General features: G+C 70.7%; 10 protein-coding genes and 1 pseudogene. 9 read left to right on the forward strand and 2 right to left on the reverse strand.

All coding sequences use genetic code 11. The features are described 5' to 3' along the window. Positions 1-184 precede the first annotated feature (184 nt). The 4 genes from ACZ7H1_RS07230 (at position 185) to ACZ7H1_RS07245 (ending at position 4,708) form a co-directional block, all read left to right on the forward strand. Entirely contained in the window at positions 185-2,029 is a 1,845-nt protein-coding gene (locus ACZ7H1_RS07230; RefSeq protein WP_470784481.1) for an FG-GAP repeat domain-containing protein, read from the forward strand. 271 nt (positions 2,030-2,300) lie between these two features. Beyond that, a complete protein-coding gene (locus ACZ7H1_RS07235; RefSeq protein ID WP_470784482.1) occupies positions 2,301-3,017 on the forward strand; it encodes a hypothetical protein in 717 nt (238 codons plus the stop codon). A gap of 620 nt (positions 3,018-3,637) precedes the next feature. Continuing rightward, positions 3,638-3,856 (forward strand): hypothetical protein, encoded by a 219-nt coding sequence (locus ACZ7H1_RS07240; protein ID WP_470784484.1) that lies wholly within the window; start codon positions 3,638-3,640, stop codon positions 3,854-3,856. 180 nt (positions 3,857-4,036) lie between these two features. Beyond that, positions 4,037-4,708: a DUF4097 family beta strand repeat-containing protein gene (locus ACZ7H1_RS07245; RefSeq protein ID WP_470784485.1), complete on the forward strand. Its 672-nt coding sequence runs from the start codon at positions 4,037-4,039 to the stop codon at positions 4,706-4,708. A gap of 102 nt (positions 4,709-4,810) precedes the next feature. Here ACZ7H1_RS07245 and ACZ7H1_RS07250 read toward each other — a convergent pair whose 3' ends face one another. Beyond that, the gene (locus ACZ7H1_RS07250) at positions 4,811-5,647 is read right to left on the reverse strand and encodes an FG-GAP repeat domain-containing protein (RefSeq protein ID WP_470784486.1); all 837 of its coding nucleotides are present in this window, start codon (positions 5,645-5,647) and stop codon (positions 4,811-4,813) included. Between the two features lie 44 nt (positions 5,648-5,691). Here ACZ7H1_RS07250 and ACZ7H1_RS07255 point away from each other — a divergent pair, with 44 nt between their 5' ends. Together ACZ7H1_RS07255 and ACZ7H1_RS07260 are read left to right on the forward strand one after the other, a co-directional pair. After that, a complete protein-coding gene (locus ACZ7H1_RS07255; protein WP_470784487.1) occupies positions 5,692-7,071 on the forward strand; it encodes a hypothetical protein in 1,380 nt (459 codons plus the stop codon). A 315-nt stretch (positions 7,072-7,386) separates the two neighbouring features. Then, the gene (locus ACZ7H1_RS07260) at positions 7,387-7,839 is read left to right on the forward strand and encodes an alpha/beta fold hydrolase (RefSeq protein ID WP_470784488.1); all 453 of its coding nucleotides are present in this window, start codon (positions 7,387-7,389) and stop codon (positions 7,837-7,839) included. 349 nt (positions 7,840-8,188) lie between these two features. Here ACZ7H1_RS07260 and ACZ7H1_RS07265 read toward each other — a convergent pair whose 3' ends face one another. Further along, positions 8,189-10,000: a hypothetical protein gene (locus ACZ7H1_RS07265; RefSeq protein WP_470784490.1), complete on the reverse strand. Its 1,812-nt coding sequence runs from the start codon at positions 9,998-10,000 to the stop codon at positions 8,189-8,191. A gap of 261 nt (positions 10,001-10,261) precedes the next feature. On the opposite strand from ACZ7H1_RS07265, the gene ACZ7H1_RS07270 reads away from it, so the two are divergent. From ACZ7H1_RS07270 to ACZ7H1_RS07280, 3 genes and pseudogenes are all read left to right on the forward strand, one after another. Continuing rightward, a complete protein-coding gene (locus ACZ7H1_RS07270; protein ID WP_470784492.1) occupies positions 10,262-10,498 on the forward strand; it encodes a DUF6193 family natural product biosynthesis protein in 237 nt (78 codons plus the stop codon). Beyond that, a pseudogene (locus ACZ7H1_RS07275) lies at positions 10,465-10,797 on the forward strand (hypothetical protein); the annotation flags it as partial. The gene ACZ7H1_RS07270 and the pseudogene ACZ7H1_RS07275, both read left to right, overlap by 34 nt. Before the next feature lie 80 nt (positions 10,798-10,877). Further along, the gene (locus ACZ7H1_RS07280) at positions 10,878-11,282 is read left to right on the forward strand and encodes an FKBP-type peptidyl-prolyl cis-trans isomerase (protein ID WP_470784494.1); all 405 of its coding nucleotides are present in this window, start codon (positions 10,878-10,880) and stop codon (positions 11,280-11,282) included. Positions 11,283-11,714: the final 432 nt, after the last annotated feature.

Consider the following 11,714-nt stretch of genomic DNA (forward strand, 5'->3'; position numbering starts at 1 on the left):
TGAAAAACATCAACTGGGCGCCGTGGAAGGGAACTCGACGCGGATCGATCGCGTCCGCTGTCAGTGACACGACATACGCTGCACGGACTGCAGCGGGGGGCGGTTCACGCACGGACGCGTGTTCCCGGTCACATGGCACGACGTGCCCGGGTGGCCCCTCACGGCTCGATCCTCAGGGGGGATCTTGATCACACCGCACCGCGGACGCCTGCGCGTCCTGGCCACCGGGGGCGCGCTCGCCCTGGCTGCCGGCGCTCTCGCCGCCGCCCCGAGCACTGCCGCCCCGAACACTGCCGCGCCGAGCAGCGCCGCGCCGAGCAGCGCCGCCCCGAGCAGCGCCGCCCCGAGCAGCGCCGGCTCGCAGCACCGCACGTCCGGCTCCGCCTTCGCGCTGCCCGCGACCGCCCCAGCACCGGAGTCGGCACCGGAGTCGGCCTCCGATGCCGCCCCGCGCCGCGCCGGCGGGCGCCCGACCGTCGTCCTGCCCCGCCTCGCCGCCCCGTCGTCGCGGGTGGCTGCCGCGGCCAAGCCGCGGCACGACGTCGACGGCGACGGCCGCAGCGACATGATCACCATGGAATACGACCAGATCACGGCCGTCTACCTGTCGTCGATCCAGGCCTGGAGCGAGTACTCGATCTACAAGGTCGACCCCGAGTCCTCGTTCAAGGACCTGCTGCCGGTGGGCGATGTGGGCGGGTCGAGCCAGCCCGAGCTGCTCTCCCTCACCTTCGACGGCGTCCTCACGCTCTACGAGGCCGGCGTGAAGAGCACATCCGCGCCGAAGTGGTCGGGCCGCGGCTGGCAGATCTACAACCGCGTCATGGCCACCGGCGACGTGAGCGGGGACCGCCGTCCCGACCTGCTGGCCCGCGACCACACCGGCGGCCTGTGGCTGTACACCGGAACCGGCAACGTCAGCAGCCCGTTCAACAGTCGGGTCAAGGTCGGCTCCGGCTGGGGGATCTACGACCAGATCGTCGGCGCCAACGACGTCGACGGCGACGGCATCGGCGATGTCGTGGCCCGCAACCTCGTCGGCGAGCTGTACTTCTACAAGGGGGCCGGCAGCGCCACCGCCCCGCTCAAGCCCCGCGTCAAGGTCGGCACCGGCTGGAACGCGTACAACATGATCACCGGCTCGGACGACGGCAACGGCGACGGCCGCAGCGACCTGCTCGCCCGCAACTACGACGGCGTGCAGTACTGGTTCAGGTCGATCGGCGGCGGCAAGTTCGGTGGTCCCGAGTACTTCGGCGACGGCTACGAGCTCAACAAGTTCATCGTCGGCGCGGGCACCACGCAGCTCTACGGCAAGGGTCAGAACCTCATGACCCAGTCCGCCGACAACGTCATGGCGAAGTGGTACGCCCTGGCCCACGGCGACTACCTGTCGCCGCCGAGCAACGCCGGCAAGGAGACGCCCGGCTCCCGCAACACCTACGCCACCGCGTTGAACAGCCACAACCACGCCGCCTACGTGCAGAACATCGGCAGCGACCTGTACATCCGCGGCCAGAAGGTCAGCACGTCGTGGAACTACAACCTGATGGTCGGCCCCGGCGACCTCACCGGTGACGGCAAGGGCGACCTGCTGAGCCGGGACTCCGGCGGCACCCTGTGGCTGCACCCCGGCGACGGTGCGCTGTACACCAAGCTCGGCGCGCGCATCAAGATCGGCACCGGCTGGAACACGTACAACTCGCTCGTCGGCTCCGGCGACTACTCCGGCGACGGGCGGCCCGACCTGCTCGCCCGGGACACCACCGGCCGGCTCTTCCTCTACAAGGGCACCGGGACGTCCACCGCGCCGTTCGCCGCCCGGGAACAGATCGCCAGCAACTGGAACATCTACAACGCGCTGGTCGTGCCGGGTGACATCAACGGTGACAGCAAGGGCGACGTGCTCGCCCGCCTCCCCGACGGCGTGATGTACCTGTACACCTCCACGGGCAACGCCGGCACCGCGACCTTCGCCCCCCGCACGAAGTTCGGCACCGGCTGGAACATCTACAAGAGCATGATCTGACCCTCCCGCGGCCGCCCGGCCGCGACGAGCGACGGCGCGGGCCCGTCCACCGGCACGACCGGTGGGCGGGCCCGCGTCCGTTGCGCTGGTGCGGGCCCGCTCGGGAGGCAGTGACGTCCGGAGCGGAGGGTGCTCTTGGCGGCACTGGTGCCCCTGGAGTAACTCTGGCACCATCTCAGCCGAGATGATCAAGCACGGGTTTGATCCTCTCACCTGCATCGACGTATGCATCGACGTAGTCGTGGAGCATCGAGAAGATCTGAGGCCGACCTTGAAGACCTTACGGACCCGCATACCGCACCTGCTGACGGCCGTGTTGCTGCTGCTGGGTGTGATCACCGCCGCGACCGCGCAGGCACAGGCCGCCTCTCAGCGGCTCGCAGGCAGCGCGAACGTCTGCTCCGACACCCCCATTCCGGCGGGCTGGGTGATCACCAGCTCGTACCGGGGCAGCGGCTGCACCACTGGCGTCTGGTACACCATCGTCGATAGCAGCGGGTACAACTCCGCCACCGTATGCTCCCAGTCCCCCATCCCCACCGGATGGGTCATCACCAGCTCGTACAGCACGAGCAACTGCGCCGGCACCGGCGTGGCCTACAACATCGGCAACACCGCCGGCCAGAACTTCGCCGTCGTGTGCTCCCAGTCCCCCATCCCCACCGGATGGGTCGTCACCAGCTCGTACAGCACGAGCAACTGCAGGGGCACCGGGGTCGCCTACAACATCGGCAACACCGCCGGCCAGAACTTCGCCGTCGTGTGCTCCCAGTCCCCCATCCCGGCAGGGTGGGTCGTCACCAGCGCGTCCAGCACGAGCAACTGCACCGGCACAGGCGTCGCCTACAACATCGGCAACACCGCCGGCCAGAACTACGCCACCGTATGCTCCTACTCCCCCATCCCCACCGGATGGGTCATCAGCAGCTCGTTCCGGAGCACCAACTGCGTCGGCACGACCCTCGGCCACAACATCCGCAAGGCCTGACCCGTCGCCATCGGCCCGGCCCGGCTCGGCTCGGCTCGGCTCGGCTCGTAGCAGAAAGCCCCGCACCGTGAAGTGCGGGGCCTTCGTCAGATGGCCCGATCCGAAGGTCGGCCAGGACGACCTGCGGGACGACGAACTCTGACCAGCCGCCACACCCGTCCCACCCCACGCACGCAGGACCCAGCTGGGCCCGTAGTCACCCGGCGGGGTCCTGTCGTACGCGCCCCAAAACCCCGTGTGCCCGGGGAGTGGAGGGTGCCGGCGGGGCCGGGCCTCTGGGGCCGCATGCCGGGTCGGTGCGGTCGCTCGGGGCATGCCGGGCAACGGACCTGGCGGTGACACGGCGGACCGTACGCTCGTCGGGGCTGATGCCGCAGTGCGCTGCCCGCAGTGGGCCAACGCCTGGTCGTACTCGCACACGAAACCCGCGTGGTAAGCGGCCTTCCGGCCGGCCAGGCGCGGAAGCGCGCCCCCATTGCGCTTCTCTTCTGCACGCCGTTTACGCGTGGTTTTCCGCCCCCACGACCCGGGGGAGCCACAGCTCGGACACGTTCCGAAGCGCGGTCACCCGTGATCTGGGCGCCCATGCCGGCATCGGCCGCGGTGGGAGACCCGGTGCTGTGCGCGAGCCGGAGGTCTCCTTCGTCCCGCTGTACGAGGAGCAGCCCGTGTTCGGCGACGTGGACCATGAGCTGCGCGACCAGGGCTTCATCCCGCAGGCGTTCGCGGGCATCAAGCGCTGGCCGATCGCCCCCGTGGTCTTCGGTGGCAACTCCTGGCGGGCCCGGCACCAGCTCCTCGAAGCCGACGTGGTGTACGTCCGCGACTTCCAACGCTGAGGGAGAGCCTGTGCGCACGGACGGCGCCCGCTTCGAGTCGCCCTTGAGCGATCCTTGAGTGCGCTGGTGGCGAAGGGGCGGAGAGACCGTCACCATGGTCTGGTTCCTGGGTTGTTACAGGCCCCCTCGGCGTCACAGAACTGTGGGCCGGGGCGTGCGATGCAGTAGAGGGAGAGCACCATGCAGCAGTTCGACACCTCCGCCCCGGTCACCGTCGTTGTCGACATCCCCGCCGGTCACCTCCGGATCGAGGCCGGCGACCGGGCCGACGCCACGGTGGAGGTGGTTCCCGCGGACGCCTCGAACGGCAGTGACGTGAAGGCGGCGGAGCAGATCCAGGTCGCCTACGCCGACGGTGTGCTGAGGGTCGAGGCTCCGTCGGCGACGAGCCGGATCCTCGGCAGCTCCGGTTCCGTCGAGGTGACCGTGCAGCTGCCCGCCGGTTCCCACATCGAGGCGAAGTCCGCCGCCGGCGACTTCCGCGGTGTCGGGCGGCTCGGCGACGTCGCCTACGAGGGTGCGCAGGGCACGGTCGAGATCGAGGAGGCCACCGGCGCCCGCATCACCCTCCAGTCCGGTGACGTGTCGGTGAGTCGCCTGGGCGGCTCCGCGGAGGTCACCACCCAGCAGGGCGCCGTCCGTATCGCCGAGGCCTCCAAGGGAACGGTCAAGCTGACGACCCAGCACGGCGAGATCTCGGTCGGCGCGGCCCCCGGTGTGTCCGCATCGCTGGACGCCGCCACCTCCTACGGCCGGATCGACAACGCGCTCACCAACACCGACGGCGCCTCCGCCGCCCTGAACATCCACGCGACCACCTCGTACGGCGACATCACCGCCCGCAGCCTGTAACAGCACGCGCGGCAGAAGGGGTGAGGGCTGAGGCCCCCACCCCTTCTTCGCGAGCGCGCCGGCCCTGCCAGTGGGGCTCGTCGAAGCCGCCGGAGCGGGCTGTCAGTAAAGGTTCGGGTAGATCTGGTAGCCGGTGCCGATCTTGGCGCGGGTGGTCAGCTTGCCGGTGCCGTACGAGGTGTAGCGCCACAGGTTGCCGGAGGTATCGGTGGCGACGAGTTCGGCGCGGCCGTCGCCGGTGAGGTCACCGGTCACCACGAGGTTCTTGTAGCTCTGGAAGCCGGTGCCGACGAGGGTGCGGGCCTTGAAGGGGGCGGTCGGGTTGCCCGTACCGGCGTAGAGGTACAGCCGCCCGGCGCCGTCGCGGGCCAGGAGGTCGGACCTCCCGTCCCCGGTGAGGTCTCCCGCGCCGGTGAGCTTGTCGTAGCCGCCCCAGCCCGCGCCGACCTTGACGCGGGGCGTGAAGCCGTCGACGCCGTTGCCCCGGTAGAGGTACAGGTTGCCCGATCCGTCGCGGGCCAGCAGGTCGCCTGACCCGTCGTTGCTGAGGTCGCCCGGTCCGATCAGGGCGTTGCGTAGGTGTGAGCGTGCCCGCGCCTCGCGCAGGACGACGACGGGCTTCCGCTGTCGGCCGTCGGTCTCCGAATCCGGGCAGCCGGGCCGCCGCCCGGCTTGGGCCTTCTCCGCCTCCCAGGGTTTTGCGGGCCGCCTCGGCCTTCCGTGCCGCGGTGCGCGCCCGCGCCAGTTCCTCGATGCGGGCCTGCTCTCGCGCGGCCCGCTCCCCAGCCGCTCGCGCAGCTCGGCTGCCTGCGGGTCGGCGAGGACCGCGTGGAGTCCCTTCGACCTCCCGCTGTGCGCACGGCCGCCGCGGCTGCGACCCCGGTCGGGCAGCCGGCGTTCCAGCGACCGTCCGACACTAACTCCGCCTTTAGTGATCATTTCCGATGATCTCCAGCAGACATCTGAACACCAGGGGGGAATCCATGAGCACGGGGCAGTACCGCGCCTTCCGGCGCACCACTCTCGGGGTGGCCACCGCGACCGCCCTCGCCCTCGCCGCACCGCAGGCGGGCGCCGCGTCCGGAACCGCGTCCGGGTCCGGCACCACGGCGGCACTCGGCACGGTCGTCCAGGCGAGCGGCATCAGCTTCATCGACGCGGGCCACTGGTGGGGCGGGGCGGGGCTCGACGCCACGCTCCCCGCGGGCACCCGCGGCCCCGTGCGCACGCGGGTCGTGTTCGACAAGCTGCCGCCGGGCGGCTGGACGGCCGAGCGGATCGCGCCGCTGCTCAAAGCGGAGTGTTACGTCGGCCGGCCCGCCGTTTCGGGTCCGTGCGGCTGGCGGGCCGGGGAGATCGGCTCCCCCGAGCAGGGCAAGCTGTTCTTCGACCTGCCGGAGGCCAAGGTCCCGGCCTCAGGCCCGCTGTACAACGTCGCCAAGGTGAGCGCCGACGCGCGCGCCGCCGGCATCGGCGACCTCCGCGGCACCGCCGAGGTGCGGGACTCCTCGGACAAGCTGCTGGCCATCGGCGACGCGCGCTTCTACTTCCGCGACCCGAAGCGGCCCGCGGCCCAGCGCGCCGCCCTGCACGCGGTGGACAAGTCCGGGGTGATGTGGCGGTACGAGACCACGGGCGTCGAGGCACGCGAGCTCAAGCGCCGGGTCCGGGTGGGGCCGGGCTGGCAGGTGTACGACGCCGTGGCGGCGCTGTCCTCCTTCACCGCGGACGGCCGCGGCGACGCGGTCGCCCGCGACAAGGCGGGCGTGCTGTGGTGGTACGGCGGTTCCGGCGACCCGGTCGAGCCGTTCAAGCCGCGTGTGAAGATCGGCCCCGGCTGGCGGGCGTACAACAGCATCGAGGGCGTAGGCGACGTGACCGGCGACCGGATCGAGGACCTAGTCGCACGCGATCGCGCGGGCGGCCTGTGGCTCTACCGGGGCACCGGCAAGCCCAAGGCGCCGTTCAAGCCCCGGGTGAAGGCCGGCAGCGGCTGGGACCGCTACACGCAGCTGGCCGGCTTCGCCGCCCGCACCCCCTGGGGCCCGACGCACGGCCTGCTGGCCCGCGACAAGGCCGGGGTGCTGTGGCAATACGAGGCCAAGCCCTCGAAGAGCGCCACCAAGCCCTTCGCCGACCGGGTGAAGGTCGGCGGCGGCTGGAACGAGATCCACAGCTTCCACGGCGTCGGCTACTCGAACGGCGACACCTTCGAGGACCTGCTCGTCCTGGAGCGGCGCGGCGGCGGCGACACCATGGTGGCCTTCCCCGGCCACCCCGCGAGGCTCGGCTCCGACGAGTCGGCGCCCCGCAGTGAAGCCATCGTCGGCCACGGCTGGAGCCTCTACAAGCTCGTGTTCTGATCTCCGAGCGGTCCAGGGCGCGGCGCTGCTGTTCCTCGCGGGCGATCTGTCGGGCGAGGAACAGCAGCGCCGCGGTCGATGTACGGGTCGACGGCGGCGAGGACCAGGCGCTGGAGCTCGGCCGGTTCCAGTGCCTCCACTTCCCACTGCACGGGGCGGCAGGGGTCGAAGCCGTAGCGGCGGGCGAAGGAAGGCCGATCACCACGAGTTCTATTCCACTCGTCTGGGCAACGCCCCCGGCTGGAAGGTCGGGGCCGGCCCCCGTGGGGCCGCACCGAGCCGAACCCCCGGTACTCCGCGGTGTGCGAGGTACAGATGATCCCGCTGCTGACGACCGCTCCGTGGGAGTGGGACGGCGGTGAAGGTCGCGACTGGGCGCCGCATGAAGACCGGGCCGCCGCCCTCGCCGTCGACACTCTGCTCGCGTTCGCAGAAGACGTCACCGGCGGGACTGCGTACCTCCTCATCGGGCACTCGGCAGGCGCGTACTACGCGCAGGCAATGGCCTCGCGGCGCCCGGCGCAGGTCGCCGGTCTGGCGCTCGTATGCCCGTTGCTGCCGGGACTTCGCGACGTACCCGGGCACCGCGTCGCCGCCGGGTCCGGTGAGATCGGTGACGACGACTTCCGGAGCTACTTCGTGATCCAGACCCCGGAGAAGCTCGAACGGTACGAGCGATACGTCGCCCCCGCCGCGGCGCTCGTCGACGAGTCAGCGCTCGAGCGAATCGGCGAACGGTGGGCGCTACGCGGCGAGAACTCGAGCTGACCCCAAGCAGGGGATGCCCGATGCGAACGGGAATCGCATTGATGCTCCTGAGCCCCGAACCCGTCTCGGGCTCACGCCGGCCGCGATACCTCCTGCCGGCCGCCACCACGGAAATCCCTCGTGCAGCCCGACAAACACGCCCTGAAGGAAGCAGCAGCCGAACTCTCCGACGGCCTCCTCCACCAATCCGGCATCACCGGCGGCTGACAGCACGTTCCCCACGTTGTACTCAGGCTCGAGCGTTGCCAGCACGATGGATGGGGACACCAGGTCCGGGAAGGTTCACTCCGGTGAGCGTGCAGCTCGCGACACCCTGATCACAGTGCCGCCTGGACGGTGAGTGAGCAGATCAGGCGGCTCGCGTGCCGCCGCGGGGCTCCGGGAAGTCACCCAGTTCGCGGGCGGCGGGTGACCGGCCGGAGTCCTGGGAGACGCCATCGGTGACCAGCTCCGCCCCGAGCGTTCCGATGACTGCCGACGCCAGGGAGAGGAAGTAGTCCGGGAAGATGTTCGAGAAGCACAGGTTGCGGAGGATGTCGTCCTGCCACTGCTCCAGGGGCACCGGACCGGGCGTGATCGGTGCGGTGCCCGCCATGGTGATCAGCGGCGGCGCGTCAACCACCACCATCGTGGGCACCAGTGCAAAGACCGACTCCACGGTGACGGTTGTCTGGCCGGTGTTCAACAGCTCCTCGATGGCCTGCCGGGACCGGGCAGCGGCCGCGGCGGCCCGTTCCGCGCCGAGGGCGTCCGACCGGCTGATCAGAGTGTCGTCGCCGCCTACGGTCATCCGCGTGCCGTCCGTGCTGACCACGGTGAGCCCGATCCTGTTGAAGTAGTCGTGGGCCGCGCCCGCCGCGCCCTGGGCCTGTGCGTTGTTGAGCAAGCGCAGGTACGCCTGGTAGTTGTCCTCCAGGTCGACCGTGTCCCTGCCCGTGATCCCGGAGCCGGACACGCGCCGGTACCGGTCGGTGCGTTCCTGAGCGGTCTGCGGGTCGATTGCGTCGACGCCTGAGTACCGGTCCCCGCGGCTGGTCGGCCCGTCGCCGGGAGCGCGGCCGTACTGGTGCCGGCCGGCGATGCCCGGCTGGGCGGCGCTGCCCATCCGCCGCATCACGTCGGGGTCAGGCTGGCCGCGCCGGATGACCTGCAGGTCGGTGCCGGGGATGGTGAAATTCATGTCGTTGAGGAAGTCCACCCACCACTGCATCACCAGCGTCTTGTTGACCAAGTGTCCGGCCGCGAACGAGTCCTGCAGGAAATGGTCGCCGTAGCCGTTCTTCAGCAGGGCCTGCCGGGCGTGCTCTTCGGCCTCGCGGGGCAGGCTGCCCAGCGGCGCGGGCACCTTCCGACCGGCGAAGTGCTGCCGTGCCTCTTCGGCGGCTTCGTTGTGGTGCTGCTCCCAGCGGTGCCAGCTGAACGGAGCGAAGTGGCATGCATTGCGGGACAGCAGTCCGGCGTAGCGGTTGGTCCCCTCACCCGCGGTGGCCGCGTCCAGGGCCTTCACCTCGCCGCCGGCGGCGGCGCCGGGGATGTACTGCATCCAGTGCGTCGCCATGCCCGCCATGTCCGCGCTGTCCTGGCCTGCCTCGCTGCCGGCATCTCCGGTGATGCTGCTGCGCATCCTCTGCAACACCGGAACCAGCTGGTCGCGGGGCATGCGGTCGATGGTCGCAGGGTCGGGCAGATAGTCGGCGAGCGCGTTCAGCTCACCGTTGGCGACCCACAGCCCGCTCCCCCGGAGCTGGATCCAGCGCACGTCGGGGAACCTGCCGCGGGGGTCGGCGGCCGGGTCAGCCTGGAAGAACAGCATCCGCTTCCGCAGGTCGGCCAGCAGATGACTGCGCGCCTCCGGCGTGACCTGCGCGCTGCGCAACCGGGCGGGCGGCGTGTCCCCGAGAAGTGTGTGCTCCCATGACGAGTGCCGCTGGACCGAGAGCAGCGCGCAATCGGGTGACGCCGACCGCACGCCGCCGCTGGTGCTCTCACGTGCCGTGTCCGGGGAGCGGTCGACCAGCATGCCGGCCACTGCGCGGTTTCCTGCGGAGCACTGGAGCGTGTGGATCAGCCCGACAGCCGGGGTGGGCCGTCGAGCGATGGCCGAAGTCCCCGGCATGGCAGCGATGCCGAGCGAGGTGCGCTCGGCGCGATATCCGGTCACCAGTGACTCCCTGCCTGCATGCGCGCCGATGCCGAGTAGGTGCTCCCGTCATTCCACGCGGACCGCCGAGCCGGGCCAAGGCGGCCGGGACATCCGTAGGGGCAACCGGTCGTGCCCGATCCGACCCCTTGCGCGGGTTGGCATCGAGCGCCCCGGTGATGGCCTCGCCGGCCTTCCTCGGCTCCTCGCCGATCTTGAGGGCCCGCAGCAGCTTCACGTCACCGGCCGCGGCCTGGTCCTCGTCGCCCGGCCGACTGCGCAATGCTGCAACAGCTCTGTGTGTTCTCCAGCCACTGGACGCTCGGCTTCAGCTCCTGCACAGGATTCCCCTTCGGCGTAGAGGTGGCCATAGCCCCGTCATCCCCGGGCCGGCCCTACCTCGTCCTGGAGAGTCCCCACCACCGCATCCTCGGCGAAGCCAACACGGCTGCTGAGGCAGTGGCCCTGGCAGTCCCGCCAAGCCCTCGTGGTACCTCGTCGCCACCGACGACCGCATGATCCCGCCGGCCGATCAGCGCGCCATGTCCGAGCGCGCTGGCACGACCGTCACCGAGACCCCCGGCAGTCACGCCGTCTACGTATCGCGACCGGCCGTCGTGGCCGCCGTCATCGCCCAGGCCGCACAGGCCGCAGCACGCACTCCTGACCGAGCGCGAGCGCCTCCGCACCACGTGCCCGTTCCGACGACCGAGCCCCGGCCTCTCCCGCCCAAGGCGAAAGGATTGGCAGGACTGCCGCCACACCTTCCTGTGCGGCAGCTGGATTCGATGTGCCCCGGGGATCGGCATTCTCGGTAGCGTGACCATCTGCTGCATGGAGTGTCCGTGTGTCCGGCCGGTCCGTGCGCGGGCTTTCAACGGAGAGTGACGAGGCTGCAATGAGTGAACCGACGAAGCCCGAGGTCGAGGTGCCGAAGGGTGACGCTCCCACCGAGCTGACCATCCGGGACCTGGTCGTCGGGGACGGGGCCGAGGTGAAGCCGGGCATGGTGGTCAGGGTCCACTATGTCGGGGTGACCTTCGAGACCGGGAAGGAATTCGATGCCTCCTGGGACCGGGGCCAGCCGTTCAAGTTCGCCCTGGGCAGTGGCAGGGTCATCAAGGGCTGGGACCGGGGGGTGAGGGGGATGAAGGTCGGCGGTAGGCGCGAGATCATCGTTCCCCCGCGTCTCGGCTACGGCAAGCAGTCGCCCTCGCCGTTGATCCCGGCGGGCTCGACCCTGGTCTTCGTGGTGGACCTGCTTGACTCGTATTCCAGCACGGCCGGGTGGAGCAACGCCTGACCCGGGCCGCTCCTCACCTTCTACGCGCTGCGTCGTCTCCCGGGTTTGGTGCCGCCGTGCTCCTCACCGCTGTTCCGGCTTCCGCCTCCGCGGCGCCCGAAGGTTCCGCTTCCGCTGCGACTCGTCAGCCGCAGAACGCTACAACGCTGGGGAGATCCCGGGTACCTTCACAAGCGCCGCTGGGCGGAGGCGGTTCGCCGCCCTTGCTTCAACGCGACGAGCTGCGCCAAGGGCATCCGGCTGGGGCAGCGCCGGGTGCGGATCGGTGTGCTCACGAACAGCGGAGGCCTTCCAGGTGCGCCGAGGGAGGGATGCACCCCGCCGTTCTCGGACGCACCGTGGTGGGGGGGGGGGGGGGGGGGGGGGGGGGGGGGGGGAGAGGGGGGGGGGGGGGGGGGGGGGGGGGAGAGGGGGAGGGGGGGGGGGGGGGGT

Source organism: Streptomyces sp. NPDC037401 (assembly GCF_055602345.1).

Coding starts and splice junctions, on each gene's coding strand:
- ACZ7H1_RS07260 (WP_470784488.1), top strand. CDS start 7,387: ATGATCCCGCTGCTGACGACCGCTCCGTGGGAGTGGGACGGCGGTGAA.
- ACZ7H1_RS07255 (WP_470784487.1), top strand. CDS start 5,692: ATGAGCACGGGGCAGTACCGCGCCTTCCGGCGCACCACTCTCGGGGTG.
- ACZ7H1_RS07245 (WP_470784485.1), top strand. CDS start 4,037: ATGCAGCAGTTCGACACCTCCGCCCCGGTCACCGTCGTTGTCGACATC.
- ACZ7H1_RS07280 (WP_470784494.1), top strand. CDS start 10,878: ATGAGTGAACCGACGAAGCCCGAGGTCGAGGTGCCGAAGGGTGACGCT.
- ACZ7H1_RS07270 (WP_470784492.1), top strand. CDS start 10,262: ATGCTGCAACAGCTCTGTGTGTTCTCCAGCCACTGGACGCTCGGCTTC.
- ACZ7H1_RS07250 (WP_470784486.1), bottom strand. CDS start 5,647: ATGATCACTAAAGGCGGAGTTAGTGTCGGACGGTCGCTGGAACGCCGG.